Annotated in this window: 18 protein-coding genes; 8 read left to right on the top strand and 10 right to left on the bottom strand. The window is 56.9% G+C overall.

The window, feature by feature from the left end; all coding sequences use genetic code 11:
- The first annotated feature begins 79 nt into the window (after positions 1–79).
- On the top strand, positions 80–526 hold the full coding sequence (locus tag IE151_RS13930; protein WP_189491345.1) for a GNAT family N-acetyltransferase: 447 nt from the start codon (positions 80–82) through the stop codon (positions 524–526).
- A gap of 43 nt (positions 527–569) precedes the next feature.
- On the opposite strand, the gene IE151_RS13925 is transcribed toward IE151_RS13930, so the two are convergent.
- The 7 genes from IE151_RS13925 to IE151_RS13895 all read right to left on the bottom strand — a co-directional run bounded on the left by IE151_RS13925 (position 570) and on the right by IE151_RS13895 (position 6,912).
- Entirely contained in the window at positions 570–1,601 is a 1,032-nt protein-coding gene (locus IE151_RS13925; RefSeq protein ID WP_189491342.1) for a peptidoglycan -binding protein, read from the bottom strand.
- The gene (locus IE151_RS13920) at positions 1,601–2,608 is read right to left on the bottom strand and encodes a flagellar motor protein MotA (RefSeq protein ID WP_189491339.1); all 1,008 of its coding nucleotides are present in this window, start codon (positions 2,606–2,608) and stop codon (positions 1,601–1,603) included. The genes IE151_RS13925 and IE151_RS13920 overlap by 1 nt, the downstream gene beginning before the upstream one ends.
- Positions 2,609–2,682: 74 nt before the next feature.
- Positions 2,683–3,405, bottom strand: coding sequence for a PAQR family membrane homeostasis protein TrhA (gene trhA / locus IE151_RS13915; RefSeq protein WP_189491336.1), 723 nt, complete (start codon positions 3,403–3,405; stop codon positions 2,683–2,685).
- Positions 3,406–3,518: 113 nt separating this feature from the next.
- Entirely contained in the window at positions 3,519–4,319 is an 801-nt protein-coding gene (locus IE151_RS13910) for an inositol monophosphatase family protein (RefSeq protein WP_189491333.1), read from the bottom strand.
- Positions 4,320–4,453: 134 nt separating this feature from the next.
- Positions 4,454–5,020, bottom strand: coding sequence for an elongation factor P (gene efp / locus IE151_RS13905; protein WP_189491330.1), 567 nt, complete (start codon positions 5,018–5,020; stop codon positions 4,454–4,456).
- A 150-nt stretch (positions 5,021–5,170) separates the two neighbouring features.
- Positions 5,171–6,211: a tetratricopeptide repeat protein gene (locus IE151_RS13900; protein WP_189491328.1), complete on the bottom strand. Its 1,041-nt coding sequence runs from the start codon at positions 6,209–6,211 to the stop codon at positions 5,171–5,173.
- A gap of 26 nt (positions 6,212–6,237) precedes the next feature.
- On the bottom strand, positions 6,238–6,912 hold the full coding sequence (locus IE151_RS13895) for a thiamine phosphate synthase (protein ID WP_189491327.1): 675 nt from the start codon (positions 6,910–6,912) through the stop codon (positions 6,238–6,240).
- Between the two features lie 313 nt (positions 6,913–7,225).
- On the opposite strand from IE151_RS13895, the gene IE151_RS13890 reads away from it, so the two are divergent.
- From IE151_RS13890 to ruvB, 5 genes are all read left to right on the top strand, one after another.
- Positions 7,226–8,386 carry an OpgC family protein gene (locus IE151_RS13890; protein WP_189491325.1) on the top strand — a complete coding sequence of 387 codons (1,161 nt, stop codon included), beginning with the start codon at positions 7,226–7,228 and terminating at the stop codon, positions 8,384–8,386.
- A gap of 355 nt (positions 8,387–8,741) precedes the next feature.
- The gene (rcdA, locus tag IE151_RS13885) at positions 8,742–9,263 is read left to right on the top strand and encodes a protease adaptor protein RcdA (RefSeq protein WP_189491323.1); all 522 of its coding nucleotides are present in this window, start codon (positions 8,742–8,744) and stop codon (positions 9,261–9,263) included.
- A gap of 50 nt (positions 9,264–9,313) precedes the next feature.
- Positions 9,314–9,826, top strand: a complete 513-nt coding sequence (gene ruvC, locus IE151_RS13880) for a crossover junction endodeoxyribonuclease RuvC (protein WP_189491321.1) — start codon at positions 9,314–9,316, stop codon at positions 9,824–9,826.
- Positions 9,827–9,898: 72 nt separating this feature from the next.
- Positions 9,899–10,519 carry a Holliday junction branch migration protein RuvA gene (gene ruvA, locus IE151_RS13875; protein WP_189491318.1) on the top strand — a complete coding sequence of 207 codons (621 nt, stop codon included), beginning with the start codon at positions 9,899–9,901 and terminating at the stop codon, positions 10,517–10,519.
- A 46-nt stretch (positions 10,520–10,565) separates the two neighbouring features.
- The gene (gene ruvB, locus IE151_RS13870; protein ID WP_189491315.1) at positions 10,566–11,603 is read left to right on the top strand and encodes a Holliday junction branch migration DNA helicase RuvB; all 1,038 of its coding nucleotides are present in this window, start codon (positions 10,566–10,568) and stop codon (positions 11,601–11,603) included.
- Positions 11,604–12,012: 409 nt separating this feature from the next.
- Here the strand turns inward: ruvB and IE151_RS13865 are convergent, their stop codons facing one another.
- The gene (locus IE151_RS13865) at positions 12,013–13,353 is read right to left on the bottom strand and encodes a glycoside hydrolase family 5 protein (protein ID WP_244636756.1); all 1,341 of its coding nucleotides are present in this window, start codon (positions 13,351–13,353) and stop codon (positions 12,013–12,015) included.
- Between IE151_RS13865 and ybgC the strand changes: the two genes are divergently transcribed.
- Positions 13,340–13,819 carry a tol-pal system-associated acyl-CoA thioesterase gene (gene ybgC / locus IE151_RS13860; RefSeq protein ID WP_189491311.1) on the top strand — a complete coding sequence of 160 codons (480 nt, stop codon included), beginning with the start codon at positions 13,340–13,342 and terminating at the stop codon, positions 13,817–13,819. The genes IE151_RS13865 and ybgC overlap by 14 nt on opposite strands.
- Positions 13,820–14,101: 282 nt before the next feature.
- Here the strand turns inward: ybgC and IE151_RS13855 are convergent, their stop codons facing one another.
- Both IE151_RS13855 and IE151_RS13850 read right to left on the bottom strand, forming a co-directional pair.
- Positions 14,102–14,857 carry a hypothetical protein gene (locus IE151_RS13855; RefSeq protein ID WP_189491308.1) on the bottom strand — a complete coding sequence of 252 codons (756 nt, stop codon included), beginning with the start codon at positions 14,855–14,857 and terminating at the stop codon, positions 14,102–14,104.
- A gap of 106 nt (positions 14,858–14,963) precedes the next feature.
- Positions 14,964–17,195 (bottom strand): TonB-dependent receptor domain-containing protein, encoded by a 2,232-nt coding sequence (locus IE151_RS13850; protein WP_189491305.1) that lies wholly within the window; start codon positions 17,193–17,195, stop codon positions 14,964–14,966.
- Positions 17,196–17,603: 408 nt separating this feature from the next.
- Between IE151_RS13850 and tolQ the strand changes: the two genes are divergently transcribed.
- Positions 17,604–18,314 carry a protein TolQ gene (gene tolQ / locus IE151_RS13845; protein ID WP_189491302.1) on the top strand — a complete coding sequence of 237 codons (711 nt, stop codon included), beginning with the start codon at positions 17,604–17,606 and terminating at the stop codon, positions 18,312–18,314.
- The last annotated feature ends 27 nt before the right edge of the window (positions 18,315–18,341 follow it).

The raw sequence follows: 18,341 nt of genomic DNA, 5'->3' as shown, positions 1-18,341 counted from the left end.
GACCAATATGTTGTGCCAGCATGGCGCATTGTGTCCCCGGTCGCTTTTCCAGTTTGCTCCAAAGAAAATGGAGCGAATAATGTCAGACATTCTCATCCGTCCACTCGAGGAAAAGGATCACGCCGACTGGAAACGGCTATGGACAAATTATCTGATCTTCTACAAGGCGAGCGTGTCGGAGGAAGTCTACGCAACCACCTGGGAGCGCCTGATAGGGGAGGGAGAGTTTGAACCGAATGGCTTTCTCGCGTTCATCGACGGAAGGGCAGTAGGGCTCGTACATTATATCTATCACCGCTCCTGCTGGTCTCTCGTCAATAATTGCTATTTGCAGGATTTGTTCGCTGACGCTTCGACCCGAGGCAAGGGCGTCGGCTCCAAGCTTATCAAGGCGGTGCAGGACGAAGCGGGCAAGCTTGGCATCAAGAACGTCTACTGGATGACCAAGGAAGACAATGCGGTCGCCCGCAGCCTGTATGACAAGGTTGCGACGCGCACAGGCTTCATCGAGTATGATCTGCTCTGATCGTCCACCCAATCGCGCGATGCCCTAGCTTAAAACGCTGCGGCTATCTCTCCGTCAGCTTGAGCTCGATACGGCGGTTGCGTTCGCGCACTTCGGACGTGTCGCCGGGCTCCAGCGGCTGATATTCGCCAAAACCGGCGGCAACCAGCCGTTCGGCTGGTACGCCCTGGGCAATCAGGAATTTCACAACAGCAATGGCGCGGGCAGACGAAAGCTCCCAATTGTCGCGGAATCGGCCGGTTCCGGAAAGCGGCACATTGTCGGTGTGTCCATCCACACGAAGAACCCAGTTAATCTCGCTGGGTATTTCGCGCTGCAATTCGAGGACGGCTCCGGCAAGTTTCTGCATCTCGGTCTGACCAGCGTCGTTGATCACGTCTGCGCCGGAGGCGAACAGCACTTCCGACTGGAAAACGAAACGGTCACCGACAATGCGGATGTTTTCGCGGTCGGAAAGAATGTCGCGCAGACGTCCGAAAAAGTCAGACCGATAACGGTTGAGTTCCTGGACGCGACGGGCAAGCGCCACGTTGAGGCGACTTCCCAGATCGGCAATACGGGTGCGAGATTCCCGGTCACGGGCTTCGGAAGCGTCAAGCGCCTGCTCGAGCGCCGCGATCTGACGACGCAATGCGGCAAGCTGCTGGTTGAGCAACTCGACCTGTGACATCGCACGTTGACTTGCCTGGCGCTCATCGGAGAGTTCCCCTTCGAGCGCGCCGATGCGTTCGCTGGCAGCCCCAGCGGCGCCTGCCCCCTGTGAGAGAAGCTGTTGCAGCCGCGACTGCTCCTGTTCCGCAGCACTCAAAGATGCCTGAAGATTTGCCAGTGTATCGTTGAGATCGGCATTGTTGGAGCGTTCCAGCGAGAGCAGTTGCGTTAATTCGGCAATCTGCTGATTGAGGCGTGAAAGAGCGCTATCACGGCCCGAGAGTTCGGACGAAAGCAGAAACTGTCCGAGCACAAAGACGGTAAGCAGGAACATGATCGCCAGAAGAAGCGTCGATAGTGCATCGACGAAACCCGGCCAGTAATCGATACGCCGGTCAGCCCGGCGGTTGCGGGAGAGCGGCATCAGTTGCGTTTCTCTAGCGATTGCGACAGTTTTTCAAGCGTCTGGCGTAGCGCCTTCTGCTCCTCGGCCTGCGCTTCCACCCAGTCTCGCATCATCTGCTGCTCCTGGCGCATGGTCTTGACGAGACCGGCAACACCATCCGCCAGATTGGCCATGGCACCGGCCACACGGGGATTCGACGCATGTTCCTCGCCGGAGCGCAACTTTTCGGCCAGAAGGCGGATGTCTTCGCTGGCATTCGGATGGAGTTCGCGGCGCGTGTCCGGCGTCATGTCGGTTACCGAAGAAAGCCAGTTTTCAAGCTCGGTATAGAAACGCGTCTGGGCGCGACCGGCTTGCAGATCGAGAAAGCCGAGGATAAGTGAGCCGGCAAGGCCAAACAGCGATGAGGAGAAGGCCGTGCCCATGCCGTCGAGAGGCGCAGCGAGGCCGGTTTTCAGGCTTTCCAGCACCGCGCTGATATCGCCGCCGCCAGGAGAGAGTGATCGGATGACGTCGCCGATAGATCCGATGGTCTCAAGCAAACCCCAGAAAGTGCCGAGTAGCCCGAGAAAAACAAGAAGGCCCGTTAGATAGCGCGAGATATCGCGGCTTTCATCGAGGCGATTGGCGATGGAATCGAGAATTGTGCGGGTGGTTATGGCCGAAAGCGCAGTCGCGGAAGAGCGTGACAGCATCGCCTTCATTGGGGCGAGCAGAACCGGGTCTCCGGTATCCGTGCCGCTTTTGAAGGAGTTGACCCAGCGCACCTCCCGGAAGAGCCGCGTCACCTGCATGAAAACCAGCAGAATGCCGACGGCAAGTACGCCGAAGATCAGGCCGTTCAAACCGGGATTGCTGGCAAAGGCCGTTGCAATCTGGCGCCACAGTATCAGCGCTACAAAGCCCGAAATGGCGAGAAAGATCACCATGGAAGCCAGAAAGACCTGCGGGCTGGAAAGACGATGCGGATCGTATGCGCGTTCTGGAACGAGCATGTCCTCGCCCGGAGTCCTCAGTGCCGCCATGAAATAAATCCCGTTTTGAATTCGGTCTTTTGTTAATGTGAACTCTAAACGGAAATGTGACGAAATTGGAAGCGCTATACGAGGGAGGGTATCAATGGCAGGACTTGTGGCGTCCAGCGGCTGATTACGAGACAGTCGATGATGGCGCCCATATGCAGAACAGCGGCGGACACGACGAAGCCATGCCAGAGCGCGCTCTGATATTTCATGTCCTGGCGCAGATAGACTATCACGCCGGCCGAGTAGACGATGCCGCCAGCCACGATGAGCATGAGCGTGCTGGTTGGCAATACCGCCGAAAAAGAGCTGTTCATGGCAATGCCGCTCCAGCCCATCAGCAGATAGAAGACGATGGCGAGACGGTCGAAGCGACCAGGCAAGAGGAGCTTCATCGAGACGCCGATTATCGCCATCCCCCAGATCAACAAGAGCATCACACTGCGTTCCACAGGATCGTCAAGCTGGGTAATGAACGGCGTATAGGTGCCGGCAATCAGCAGATAGATCGCCGCATGATCTGCGCGCCTGAAAACCCATTTTAGCGGTGACGGTAAAAGCGCGTTATAGGTGCAGGAAATGCCTAGCACAGCCAGAAGCGATAGAAGATAGACTATGGCCGCTGCAAATTCTATCGGCCTCGCCGAAAACCAGCTCAACGCCAGAAGCGCGCCGCCACCTGCCAGTGCCAAGGCAATGCCGATGCAATGCACGACGATATCGGCAATGCGCTCACCCTGCGTAAGGTCGTAGCGGCCGGAATAGGGATGTGAGACGGACAGGACATCGCTTTCTTGCATACATTTCATCATGCAGGTGATTGCGTTGCGAATATGTTTCAAGATTGCGGCAAATTGCGCCATCACGAAGAATTCAGGCGCAGCTTTTTTCGCGCGCCTGAATAAAAGCAAAATCAGGCCGTTTTGACGGGCTTCTTGATCGTCTTGAGAAGGGCACCATGAATGGCTTCGTTACCCGCTACGATCGAACCGGTTTCGAAGATGTCCTGCTTGCCTTCCTTGGTGGAGCAAAAACCGCCAGCTTCCCGGATCAGCAACATGCCGGCTGCGACATCCCAGGCGTTCAGCGAATCCTCCCAATATCCATCCATTCGACCCGCTGCGACATAGGCTAGGTCGAGTGCTGCCGAACCCATGCGGCGGATGCCGGAGACTTCGGCCATAACATTGCGCAGTTCGACCAGATAGAAGCCGTGGTGCCCGCGTCCCAGATGCGGTACGCCGGTTCCGATCACGGAATCGGCGAGGCGGGAGCGGGCGGCAACGCGCAGGCGGCGATCGTTGAGGAAGGCACCGCCGCCGCGTTCGGCCGTGTAAAGTTCGTCAGTAATCGGATTGTAGATCAGGCCGGCCTGAATCTTACCCTGACGTTCCAGCGCGATGGAAATCGCGAAGAGCGGAATGCCGTGCAGGAAGTTGGTCGTGCCATCGAGCGGATCGACGATCCAGCGGTGCTGCTCGTCCTCGCCTTTCACTTCTCCGCGTTCTTCCATCAGGAAGCCGTAGCCGGGACGGGCACGAGAGAGTTCGGAATAGATGATGTCTTCGGCCTTCTTGTCGGCCTGCGAAACGTAATCGCCAGGGCCTTTCAGCGAAACCTGCAGATTCTGCACCTCGCCGAAATCGCGGGCGAGGGAACGGCCGGCCTTTGCAGCGGCTGCGACCATGACGTTGAGAATGGCTGAACGCGCCATGAGCGGTTACTCCTGTCGATCCGATGAACGCGCCAAACGTGGCGCTTTGTAAAAGAACAGTCGAACGCAAATTGTGTCCGACGCAGATGAGGCAGAATGCCTGCGGATCGGAACCCGCAGGCAGGAAGCTGAGATCAGTCCGCGCGGCGAACGTATTCGATTTCGTTTGTATCAACGACGATTTTTTCACCCGAGGAGATGAACGGCGGCACGAGGACGCGCAGACCGTTTTCGAGCTTGGCCGGCTTGTAGGACGAAGCAGCCGTCTGGCCCTTCACGACCGGATCGGCTTCAACGATTTCAAGAACGACGGTATCGGGCAGCTTGATACCGATCGGGCGCTCTTCGTGCAGCTCGACGGTAACGATCATACCATCCTGAAGGAAGGCCGCGCGATCGCCGACGAATTCCTTCTGGAGCTGCAGCTGCTCGTAGGATTCCTGATCCATGAAGACCAGCGCATCGCCTTCTTCGTAGAGATATGAGAAATCTTTCTGCTCGAGGCGAACCTTCTCGACCGTTTCGGCGGCGCGGAAGCGTTCGTTGAGCTTGGTGCCATTGATCAGGTTCTTCAGTTCCACCTGGTTATAGGCACCGCCCTTGCCGGGCTTCACCGCATTGGTCTTCACCGCCACCCACAGGCCGCCATCATGCTCGATGACGTTGCCGGGACGGATTTCGTTGCCGTTGATTTTCGCCATTGTTGTTCCGTTATGTTCAAATGTTGCCGCAGGCCTGAAAGGTCTCAGAGACCCTCTGCTCTTTCTGGCCGATGCGAGGAAGATTGCGCGGCGCTGTCATTGGCGCCTCCAAGACCACAAAATCGCGCAACAAGCAAGAGTAGCTTGTCTCTACTGCGGCGGCGGTGCGATTTCCGGTACCGGTGTCGTTTTCGCAGCCGAGGCTGCTTCGCTGGCGGAGGCAGGTTGGGTTGCCGCCTGTCCGACCCGCCCGCGTGCCGTTGCAAGCTGCTCGTCCGTCAGCCCTTGCAGATACTCTTCCATTTCCGGATCGAGCAGGCCGTTAGAGCGGGCAACCATGTACCAGCTTGCCGCCTCGATAGGGTCGCCCTCATTTCCAATAGCCTGAATATAGAGCTTGGCGAGACGGTTCTGCGCGGCCACATTGCCGGAACGCGCGGCCCGGCGCATCATCTCAAATCCGCCCTTTTCGTCGCGCGCTCCACCTTTACCCCAGAGCATCATTGTGGCGAGCTCGACCCGTGCGGAATCGAAGCCGGCGCGCGCCGCCTTCTCGAGCCAGCCACGTGCGGCTGTCTCATCTGGCTTTTCGATACCTATGCCATTGGCGTCGAGCTGCGACATGGCATATTGAGCATCGGGAAGGCCTGCATCTGCGGCGCGCTTATAATAGCTGCGCGCCTTTTCCATGTTCTTGCCGTCCTCGTCTGCTGAAACCAGCATCTGCGCGTAATTGAATTGTGCGAGGCGATTGCCGCTCTCCGCCGCCGCCTCCATAAGCGCCATCGCCTGCTGTTCGTCGCGATTGGCATAGCGCCCTTCGAGAAGGACTAGGGCGTATTGGAATTGCGCTTCGGGGTAGGCATTTTCTGCCGCCTTCCGATACCAGTCTGCAGCCGCCGCTGCGTCACGCTTGACGCCGAGACCGCGCGAGAGGATTTCTGCGACCAGCGTTTGCGCTGCCGGATCGTCGTTTTTGGCTCGGGGCAATGCGAGTTCGTAGGCGGTCTTGTAGAAGCCTCGCTGGTAAGCGCCGAAGGCTTCGTCTATGCGCTTGCCTCCGAAGCGCTCAGGATCGACGCGCTCTGCTCTGATACTGGAGGGCGAGGCGGCATCCTGCGCGACGGCCGGCAGGGCGCCTTGCAGAGCAAGGCCTCCAATAATAGCTGAGAGGAAGACGTTACGCGTCATCGGTCCGCTTCTTGCTAGCGTGAGAATCACTTCTTGCCAGAGAAACCCTCGAAACGCGGCGCTTTTTCGTCAAGCAGCGCATTTGCCATGGCGACCTGCACTTTCGGCTCCAGCCCTTCCGCGAAAACGGCACTAGCCAAAGCGACGAAATCGGCCCCCGCCTCGGCAACCGCGACAACGGAAGCAACGGCGTTGCCGCCTTGCACGACCAGCGGAACCTCAACCATTTCGGCCCACCACCTCGCAAGCGTCAGATTGCGCTCGTATGGCTCTGGCGTCGTGTCCTTGCCAAAGAGGCCGAGGAAAACATAGTCGGGACGCAATTCGCCAAGCGCCAACGCCTCGTCACGGGTCAGACGTCCACCGGCACCGATCATCATCCGGCCTTCCACCCGATCCGTGACATCGGCGAGATCGGCGACCTTGGGGCCCAGATGCACACCGTCTGCCTTCACGCGTGAGACGATGCGCGTTTCCGATTCCAGCATGAGTGCCGCGCCCGCATCCTGCACAACCGGCACCAGCTTCTCCGCATAATCCTGGAACGCTTCCTCGCCTCGCTCGCCAGCCGGAAGGATAACGCAGGCGACATCGCCGCCGGACAATGCGTTTTTCACTGCGGCGACGCCGGCATCGTCTGCGAGGTCGGTCGGTGCAATCAGAACGACGCGGCAGCGGTCGATGCTGTTTTCGGATTCCATTTTGAAATCTCTCCATCACATTTTGGATGCGCTCGAACCACCGGTCCCGGTGCTGCGCAAAATTCTTCCTTGCCCGCATAAAGCATTTCGACCCAAAGGGCGATAGGGGCGTTTCACGCGAAATTGCAAAGATAGCGTCATAGTTGAACTGCCGGGATCATGTCGAAGACGATATAATTCGTGAGGGAAAAGCCCTTTGATGGCCTTGTTTTTACACGATTTTAGGCCGAGAAGGCTCGCGTTGTCGGGAAGATGCTGCAACCGCGCGTGGGAAACGACAGGAACCGTGAAACAGTGAAGTGATTTAGCTGTCATGAACCAGATAGTTGCAAAAGAGCGGGACACCCGCATCGACGTATTCCGGGCGATCGCGCTGTTGACGATCTTTGTCAACCACGTGCCAGGCAACGCCTTCGAGTTCATGACACACAAGAATTTCGGTTTTTCCGACGCCGCAGAAGCCTTTGTGCTGATCTCGGGCATTGCGGCAGGCCTGGCTTATGGATCCAAGTTCACCCCCGGCCGACGCTTGTTGACTTCACTGCGTGCGGCGCGGCGTGCGGGTGTGCTCTATGTGACGCATATGATGACGACGATGGCCTCGGTTGCTCTATTTGCCCTCGCGGCGGTCATCTTTGCACGTCCCGAATTGCTCAAGATGATCAATATCGAGACGATCATCGTGCATACGCCGGAAGCGCTGGTAGGCCTCGTTACGCTCGGCCATCAGCTCGGATATAACAATATTCTCTCCATGTACGCCGTCGTTCTGCTGCTGATGCCGGCCTTCCTGTTCCTCGGCCAGCGCAGCATAGGCTTGATGCTTGCCGTTTCGGGAACGGTGTGGCTGCTGTCGGGCATTTACCATGTCGCCCCGATCAATTATCCGACTGCCGGTCAGTGGTTTCTGAATCCGCTCTCGTGGCAGTTCCTGTTCGTGATCGGTATGGCCGGCATGATGCATGTAAAGCGTGGCGGCACGATCGCCTTCAACCCCGCGCTCTACGTTGTCGCTGCCGGATATGCACTGCTGGCGCTGGTCTGGGTGCGTGCGCCGCTCTGGTGGATAGATACGTCGATGGGAATGCCTGCCGTTCTGACCGGCTTCGACAAGACTTATCTTTCGGTTCCACGCCTCCTGCATGTGCTGTCGCTGGCCTATCTCATTGTGGCGATGCCGAAAATTTCCAACCTGCTGCGCCTCGCTCAGGACCATCCGCTGTCGATCCTCGGCAAGCACTCATTGCCGATCTTTGTGGCCGGAACTCTGATGGCCATGATTGGCCAGATCGCCAAGGCGACGTATACCGGCGGCATCGCGTTCGATGCGCTGATTATCTCGGCTGGCCTTGTCCTGCACTTTGCCTTTGCCTACTATCTTGAATGGTACAAGACGCTTGGGAAAGTATCCGTTGCGGTCGTTCCGTCTGCACCGGTCGCTAAGCCGGTAAGCGTTCCAATGACCCGTCGTTGATGCCTCGCCTGGATTCAGGTCGAAAAAGCAGGGGCGATTAACCGCCCGTTAACCTTTATGGGGGTTAACTGTGGGCATCCAGTCTCTGGATTTGAACGGTTTGGTTTGCGCCACTCTGTTCGACGCCTCCCTGTTTAATGCCTTCGAGCCGCTCATCTAGCGGCTCTTTTTTTGACAAGCGGGGGCCAGATAAATCTCTTCGCGTCGCGGAACCTTCGCCACGCTTTCCCCATTCTTCACAGTTAACCCTTCGTTAAAGTTCCGCTTGCCTTGCGCGGCCCGTGGCCTCATCTTAAGAAGCCGTCTGCGATGGCGGCTAATGATCGCGCATCCTTTTCATATCGAGGCGAATGCAATGAACGAATATGGTCACAAGGCCGAAAACATGGTGAAGCTCGCGGAGCGTCGCGTGTTCTCCAATTCGTTTACGCCGCTTTATGACGAGGGTATGGCTCTCGTTGAGCGGGCTGCCGAGTATCTTGACGGCGACGGCCGCTGCGAAGCCAAGCATCTATCGCGCAATGCCTCAGCGCTTTACGCCGCCGAATCCATGCGCCTGACGACGCGCCTGATGCAGATTGCTTCCTGGTTGCTTTTGCAGCGCGCAGCCAATTCGGGCGAGATGACACGGGATCAGGTTGCGGCGGAAAAGGCCAAGGTTCGGTTAGACACGGCTTCCGCTCAGGACAACGCGCCCTGTTGGGACGAACTCCCGGGCAGCTTCTGCGGCCTCATTGATCATTCGCTGCGCCTGCAACAGCGCGTACGCGCCATGGATGAACAGCTTTACGGCGATCTCGCGGCCAATGACGCCATTGCCAGCAACCCTGTCTCCAACCAGATCCACCTTTTGCGGACTGCCTTCGGCCGCGGCTGACACTTCTTGCCCTGTTCCCATTTCGTTCGCGTGCGGCTAAGGTTGCGCGCATGGAAACGATTCGCATCATCGGCATTGATCCTGGCCTTCGACGTACCGGGTGGGGCGTTGTGGAGAGCCACGGCAACTCATTGCGCTTTCTTGCTTCAGGCACGGTGAAATCCAATGAGAAGCTCGATCTCGCCTCGCGGCTCAATCAGCTCTATGAGGGACTCGAGCAGATCATCCACGCGCACATGCCACATGAGGCGGCAGTCGAAAACACTTTCGTCAACAAAGATGCGGCAGCAACGCTGAAGCTTGGTCAGGCGCGGGGTATCGCCATGCTGGCGCCAGCACGGGCGGGACTGCCAGTGGCGGAGTACGCGCCGAATGCCGTGAAGAAGAGCGTCATCGGCGTCGGTCATGGTGAGAAGCAGCAGATACATATGATGGTCAAGGTGCTAATGCCTAAAGCGACGTTTGATGGCTCCGATGCGGCGGATGCGCTGGCGCTGGCCATTTGTCACGCCCACCACCGCCAGAGTGCGGTTGCCCGGCTGAAGATCGCGGCGCGAGTGTGACTTCGTTCTTGACTTGTTCTCTTGCGTCGGCAATGGATCATCTTCGAGTTGCGGCAGCGGGGTTGATGAAAAATGATCGGCAAGCTTAAGGGTACGGTCGAGGAGATCGACGAAGATCATTGTATCATCGACGTACATGGCGTTGGCTATGTCGCTTATTGCTCGACCCGTACGCTGGCTTCCCTTGCCGGTCCGGGCGAAGCCGCAACCTTGCATATTGAGACATATGTGCGCGAGGATATGATCCGGCTCTATGGCTTTGCCACGACGCTGGAGCGGGAATGGTTTCGCCTGTTGCAAAACAATGTGCAGGGGGTTGGCGCGCGTGTGGCGCTGGCCGTGCTTTCGACGCTTTCACCTGCCGAACTTGCCAGCGCCATTGCCTTGCGTGACATTGCCATGGTCAGCCGCGCACCAGGCGTGGGCAAGAAGGTAGCCGAACGGATCGTGACCGAGCTGAAAAGCAAGGCGCCCGCCTTCGGTGGCGCGGACGCCGCCAATTTCGCCCTCAAGCAGGACATTGGTGCCGGCGTGGCGGCGACGCCGGTGACGGATGCCGTTTCTGCACTCGTCAATCTCGGTTATTCGCGCGATATTGCCGCCAATGCCGTATCTGCGGCTTTGACAAGCGCGGGCGAGGATGCCGACGAGTCCATGCTGATCCGCCTGTCCCTCAAGGAATTGTCGCGATGAGTAGCCTCGGATTGCCTGAGATAGAGCTTCATGCGATGGACAGGGCATGAGCGATTCGAGGCTGATTTCTCCCGAAAAACGCGGCGAGGATGTCGACGCGACCCTGCGCCCGCAGACGCTTGACGATTTCGTCGGGCAGGAAGCCGCGCGCGCCAATCTCAAGGTTTTCATAGAAGCGGCCAAGCAGCGCGGCGAAGCACTGGATCACGTGCTTTTCGTCGGACCTCCCGGTTTGGGAAAAACCACGCTGGCGCAGATCATGGCGCGCGAGCTCGGCGTCAATTTTCGATCGACTTCCGGTCCTGTGATTGCCAAGGCCGGCGATCTGGCGGCGCTATTGACGAATCTTGAAGAGCGCGACGTTCTGTTCATCGACGAAATCCACCGCCTCAGCCCGGCAGTCGAGGAAGTTCTTTATCCAGCCATGGAGGACTTTCAGCTCGACCTGATCATTGGCGAGGGACCCGCAGCGCGCTCGGTAAAGATCGATCTGGCGAAGTTCACGCTGGTGGCGGCAACGACACGTCTTGGTCTTCTCACTAACCCACTGCGAGATCGCTTCGGTATTCCGACCCGTCTGGAGTTTTACACGGTTGCCGAACTTGAACTGATCGTGAAGCGCGGCGCGCGGATTCTTGGCATGCCGCTTGCCGATGATGGAGCACAAGAAATTGCCCGCCGTGCGCGCGGAACGCCTCGAATCGCCGGCCGTCTGCTACGCCGCGTACGCGATTTTGCTTCCGTGGCGCGGGTCGAAAGCGTGACGCAGAAAATCGCAGATGAGGCCTTGCTGCGTCTGGAAGTCGACGCGTTAGGGCTTGATCGTCTCGATCGCCGCTACCTTTCCATGATCGCGCGCAATTTCGGTGGCGGCCCCGTCGGCATAGAAACGATTGCAGCGGGTCTGTCCGAACCACGCGACGCGATCGAGGACATTATAGAGCCCTACCTGATCCAGCAGGGTTTCATCCAGCGTACGCCGCGCGGTCGTGTGATGACGGTGAATGCGTGGCGCCATCTCGGACTCGAGGCGCCGAGCGATCTCGCCGCTCAGCAGGTCAATCTGTTTCAGGACGACGGCTGAGTCCGACGGCGCCTTGGCGGTGCATTGCAAGCGAATAGCTGGTAAGCGATCCGTAATTATGCAGGCAATTTAGAAGCACTATGGAACGTCGGAAAGGGTAGAAACAGCAGCCTGTCGTGGCGGCATTGGCTGGAAGCGCCGCCCGTTGCAGGGAGTGGAATGCTGGCAGCGCGGCATCGAGGAAGACCGATTCCCGCAACGGCTGAAGCAGCCTTGCTCTCGAACTGGAGAGACGCCGATGTGGATGATTCCGCTGGAATAAGACCCGGAACAGCTCGGAAATAAGGCTCGGGGTCAGATTTATCATCCGGGGGAAGCAGGAGGCAGATTCGTGACCTGCGTTCACCTCCCAAATGCGAATATCATGCTTCTCGCGGCCGAAAATCCGCAGGACCTGAAGACGATTCCTTCATCTGAACCTTTCGGGCAATGTGCGCACCACGTTCATAACGTCCGGCTCCGCATCTTTTCCGTCGAAAGATTCCACTATCCCGAACGCGCCGCCATAAGACCAGATAGCCCAGGCATAGCCAGCCTTCTCCGCGTGGCCGATTATATCCTTCACATAGGCCGCACGATCCTGCGGCGGCATGATGAAATCGCCTTGGTACTCCTGGCGGATCATCCCGAATTCCCCGAGTAGGATGTCGCCCGGCTTTACGTTATTTTGCTTCGCCCAATTTGCTACCATATCGAAAGGGGCGGCAACGGTCCTCTCTAGTTTCTGCGGAGTGTCGATCAACGCCATCTGTTCTCGTACCCATGCGCGCATACCAGCACGGCGCAGGACGGGCGCTTCCTTGGAGATCCTCTGCTCGATATCCCTGAGGCGCGCCTCAAGGACCTTTTTTCCCGGGCCGGAAGGTGGGTAGGATAATCCCTTCACATAGCGAATGAGATCGCCCGCCCACTGCGCGCCCTGATGGGTCAGAAGAAAGGGCTGGTAGTTGTGAAAGGTCCAGAGCACGTTGTCGTCGTCGTAGGCCTTCGGATCGAGCGCCACGAGACCTTCCACGGTTCCCGCGCAGCCGCCGGTCAAGACTATGGGAAGAGCGGGAGCAGCTTCGCGCGCGGCAGCATGCAGACTTTTCTGGCGGAGCTGCCAGTTACTGGCTCCTTCGGCATCACAGGCTGTTCCGGGTTCGTTCATGAGTTCAAGTGCAACGCTGCTGGCCGGCAGCGCGGAAAGCTTTTCCGCCATCCCGCTGACCACCGCGATGTAATCTGTCCACCGGTCCTCGTTGGAGAGAACACCTTCCATACCTACGGCAGCGTTGTCAGCGCGCGAGATCAAATGCAAGTCCACGATCACCTTTAGATCGGCGGCAAGAAGAGCCTGGACGCTCGCGAATACCTCGTCAAATAGACGATCGTGAAAATGTGCCGAGCGGGGTGACAAGAACGGCGAAGGATCGACGGGCATTCGAACGAAATCGAAACCGTCCTTGCGTAAGGATGCAAGACGTTCTTGCGATACGAATTTGCGCCACTCGGGGAAGGGAAAGAGTGCGCTTTCATCGCCCCATTTGTCTTCCGCCGGCCAGGTCACCCACTGGTCCATGTTAAGGCCGCGTGAGAGCGAAATATCGGCGGCGCCGGCGGGCGCCTGCAAGGCAGCTATCAATACGCCGGCAGCAAGCAGTCGGGAAAAATTGCGTTGCTGCGTCTTGAAGATCGAGACCAAGGATGCATATCCCGTCATGGTTGATGAGACGCGAGGATGAAAGGTCAGCTTGATGGATGCAACCAATAAAATTGCCAACCCGCAGATTGGCCTGAATGGCGAGATAACGACGGAAGGGCATCAGCAGACCGTTCGCGTCTATTATGCCGACACGGACTTTTCCGGTGTCGTCTATCATGGACGCTATCTCGAGTTCCTCGAGCGCGGGCGCTCCGACTTTCTGCGCATGACTGGCGTGCATCATACCGAGCTTGCCGACGGGACGCATGGCGACAGGTTGGTCTGGATCGTGCGACGGATGGAAATCGAATACCGGCAGCCGGCGCGTATCGACGATGTCCTTACCGTTTTCACCAAGGTCGTGACAGTTTCCGGTGCCCGCGTATCGATGCATCAAGAAATCCGTCGCGACAAGACGTTGTTGATAGAGGCGAAGGTTGAAGCGGCCATTGTCGACGAGAGCGGCCGCCCGAAGCGATTTCCGAAAGAGTGGGTTCCACTGTTTCTGCCATCCGAGACGAACAGTTCTTAGATGTGCAGCGCTGCGCAGATCTAGACTTGGATGGTTAAGACAGGAAAGCCACCTTTGCCGATCTTTACTTTGCAAAGCGAGCCGGATGGTATGCGGGACCAAGAATTATATTCGAAATTACCTGAAGACGCTTCTGCAACAAATCCATATTCGGTACTGGTACTATTTTGGGTGCATACTCATCCATACCGGATCGGGAGCATCGCGGCGCTCAATAGCGCTACGAATTCATGGAGCGTTGGTTTGGTGACGGGTGCGCCCAATGAGCGCACCGGTCGAAGGTCAGGCAAAGAATGCGAAATCGCCGGCGTCGAGGCCGGATAATGCAACACCTTTCAAGGTGAGGGTGTTGGTTGCATCGATTGTGAAGACAGTGTCCAGACCAACCTGTGCGGCGGCTGCAAGCGCCGCTTGCGCGTTGGCGAAAACGCTGGTCGCGAATTTCAGTGCGTCATGACTGGCAGACACATTGTTGGCCTCAAAACCCGTGATCGTGTCGTGACCGGTCGAGCGGCTTTCGAACTTGAATATATCGTGCTTGGCAAAGCCGCGGAAGGTTTCAGAAGCCGTAGTACCGGACTGGATGGTATTGTGCTTGTCGATCTCGGCGGTGAGATCGCCGCCGTTGGTTGCAGGTTTCTTGAGGCTGTAGATCACCTTGTGCACGGGGCCGCTATTGCCGCTGGACTGGATGCCGTGGAAATCGAGTTCGATAGCTTTCCGTGCGAGCGTAAAGTCGGCTTTCACGCCTTTTCCAATCGTGAGTTTGCCCAGCGAGCCGGAAAGCGTGTGATTCCCAAAGCTGTAGTCCAGATCGCCAGTTGAAGCTTCGGCAACGAAGGCGAATTTCGAAGTATCGCCATCGAGAACAGCTTTCTTGCCAAACCACCCGTTTGTATATTTCTCGGTGCTCGCATATTTGCTGCCTGAAAACGTGCCGTCTTTGAATTTGCCGTGGGCAGCATGGTTTCCAGCAGCCTTGTAGCTATCGAGATAACTGGTGAAGTCAACGTCATTGAGCTTGATCGAAACAGTCATTGTCATACCTTCAGTGAGGAAATCGAAATGCCTGGCACTGTGCTGGGTAAGTGTTCGATCCATACGGACCGCAAGTATCGCGACGCAGTAAAGCGTCGCGAAATTTTTAAAACTTGGTCGAGAAGTTTATTTTGTAAGTGCGACCGGGTGAGGCGACGTGGCTCATGTAATCGACGTAGTAGCGGTCCATGAGATTATCGATGCCGAAATCCACGCGGCGGTCTTCGTCAAATGCGATGGAGCCATAGACGTCCGCGACGGTAAAGGGCTTCGTCCAGAGCTTGGAAGTCTGGCTTTTCGGGCCGATGTGAACTGCCTTTCCTGAATGACGCAGTTTCCCGCCAAGCGTTAGTTTTTCGTCAAACAGTCGTATACCAGCGTCGATAGTCAGTTTGTATTTGGGAGGCATTGCAAATGGAATCTGTTGCGCAAGGTCGGTCATTCCGTAGCTGCTCATCTCAAATCTTTTGGCGAGTTTATAGCGCAGGGCCGTTGCGCTCAGTCCTGCATAGAAGCTGCCTGCGTCGTAGTTCATCTCCAGCTCGTGGCCGAACATACGAGACGTGCCGCCAATATTGACGTATTGTACATACGCCATGTCCGGCATATCGGGCGTGGTTCTGAACGACCGGGCGATTAGGTCGTCGACCTGACGATTGAAATAAGCATACTTGAAACGCAGGCTGTCTCCGCCGAGAAACAAATCGTCGGCATGTATATTGAAGCCGATTTGTGCAGTTCTGGCGCTTTCCGGGATGAGTGCCGTGTTGGGCATATTGAGCATGCCGCCGCCGACATGAGAACCCCAGAATAGGGTTTCCATAGTCGTCGGCGGGCGATAGGAATAATCGTATCCGGCAAAGAATTGCAGACCCTCGAGCGGCGTTATGCCCAGTGTGACGGATGGTAGGAGCTTACCGCCGTCCTTATGCACGTCCGTCTGCTCCATTGCCTGCACTTCGGGGTCCTCGAAGTCGGGGACGTAAGTTTTTCCCTTCAGATCGTAATGATCATAGCGCAGGCCGCCGGTCAGGCTCAGCCACTGGTAATCCGCAGGTTTGAATTCGGTCTTTGAAAACGCGCTGTAATAGCCGCGTTTGCCCGAGGGTGTGGCTCCGCCAAACCACGAGCCGGTCGGATTGTCGTCTTCTTGGGAAGATATCTGCTTGGTGCGCGCATCGTCCAAAAACGCGGTCGTGCCGTAGTCGAAGGTGAAATCGCCGAAACCGGTCGTTACCTTCGAGCGATTGGCAATGTCGCCGCCCGTCGTGTTCAGGCCGTAATGATTGTCAAAGGCACCGTAATCAGCATCTCGCCTTTTCGGGCGATGATCGTGTTTCATCATTCGGTTTGTCCAGAGATTGGCCGAGAAATCGATCAGATCGCTGTCGGGATCATACGTGTAATTGGCCGTGAACGTGTGGTTCGCGACCTTTGCGCGATTGATATATTGCGTGCTTCCGGTCTGGAATTTTGCATTATAGCCAACCCAGCCGAGCGTCAGCTTTTGGTGATTATCAATATCGATTTCGGTTTTCAGCAAACCGGAGGTGTTCTCGGAGCCGATAAACTTCGTGAGAAAATAGCCCTCGTCAAACTGGTATGGATATTTTTTTCCTGGCTCATATCTACCGGTCTTCTTGTGTGAAATTGCGGCGGTGACGGCAATGTTTTCGGCCAGACGCCAGCTGAATGCACCGGAGCCGTTGGAGCGATAAGCGTTGCTACCCGTTGCGAAATTCACTTCACCGCCGGAGGTCCTGCCGTCTTTGATCAGGTCTTCCGATAGAAGCGTGCGGAAATTTACATAGCCGCCAAGCGAGCCGGCAGACAGCGCATTGGCACCGGTTGTCTTGTCGAGAACGATCTGGCGCATCAGGGCCGGATCGAAATAGGCGCTTGCGGCCTGCCCGTGCCCGTTTTGTAGAAAATTCTGCCGGGCGCCGTCGAGCGCCATAGTGATGCGATTCTGGTCCGACAGGCCCCGAATGGAGATATTGAGACCGGGATTATCCGGTCGGCTCTCGGCCACAACCCCTGCGACATCGTCAAATATATCCTGCGTATCGCGTGAACTAAGCCGAACAAAATTGTCGCGACCAATGATGCCGATGTTGCCCGGCGTTTCATAGACGGAGAGCGGTGCGCCTTTCCAGCCGTCGCCGGAATGGCCGCTGGTAACGATAATGCGCTCAAGCAGTTTCGACTCATTCTCGGAGGTCTCGGCAGCGATAGAAACAACTGGGAGTACGGTCGAGAATGCAAGGCAGCTGGCGAAGGAAGCGCAGCGCGCTACCGGCGCTGCGCGAACAGAGACAAAATCCTTATATGAAATCATTTTATAACGGCTGAGCCGAAAAACTCATCCGTCCTTTCAATCCAGAGGCTGAAAAATAATCAATCAAATGCGTCGCCACTCCTGAGGAGAGCGACAGAATCATTTCACAATAGGTGAGCGCAGTATTCAAGTATTTTTGCGGACTTGCACAGTGCCATTGCGTCAGGTGCGTCGCACAAGATTAGAGGAAGAGAAGAGGATCGTTTCTAACGCTTTCTTAACCATATTTCGCAATATCAGAATATGGTGAAGATCGCCGGTTCAAGACGAATGCCTTCCTTTCACCATGTTTACTGGCGAAAGCACGCTGGCAGGCTGTGAGAACGGCATTCCTGCGATCTTTCAGCCATAAAAAGACATCGGGCCTTGCTGACAAAGCCGCAGGGCATCCAAGGGACAGTTGCACACATGGAAACTCTTACGCTGGCCGAGCCCGCAACATCACACACCCTCTGGTCTCTTTTCTGGCAGGCCGGCTTCATCGTGAAGATGGTGATGATCGGTCTTCTTGCTGCTTCCGTCTGGACCTGGGCGATTATCATCGACAAGACCATTGCCTACAAGCGTGCGCATGCGGCGCTGAACCGTTTTGAGCAAATGTTCTGGTCCGGCCAGTCGCTGGAAGAGCTCTATCGCTCGCTTGCGGATCGCAAGACGACCGGCATGGGCGCGATCTTCGTTGCTGCCATGCGGGAATGGAAGAAGAGTTTCGAAAAGGGTGCGCGTGCGCCGATGGGCTTGCAGATGCGCATAGACAAGGCGATGGATCTGGCGCTGAACCGCGAGGTGGAAACGCTGGAAAGCCGTCTTGGCTCGCTTGCTTCGATCGGTTCGGCTGGTCCCTTTATCGGCCTGTTCGGTACCGTCATCGGCATCATGACCTCGTTTCAGGCGATTGCCGGCTCGAAAAATACCAGCCTTGCCGTTGTTGCTCCGGGTATTGCGGAAGCGCTTCTTGCAACAGCGATAGGCCTTCTCGCTGCTATCCCTGCCGTCATCGCCTATAACAAGCTTTCCGCGGACGTCGCCAAGCTCGGCTCACGCATGGAAGGCTTCGCTGATGAGTTTTCCGCCATATTGTCGCGACAGATCGATGAAAAGATCGCTCGCGGAAGCTAAGGACCGTTAAGAATGGGCATGTCAGTC

Source organism: Limoniibacter endophyticus, assembly GCF_014652835.1.
GTDB lineage: Bacteria > Pseudomonadota > Alphaproteobacteria > Rhizobiales > Rhizobiaceae > Limoniibacter > Limoniibacter endophyticus.
The sequence above is the reverse complement of the archived record's forward strand: the minus strand, read 5'-3'. Positions and strand labels throughout refer to the sequence as shown.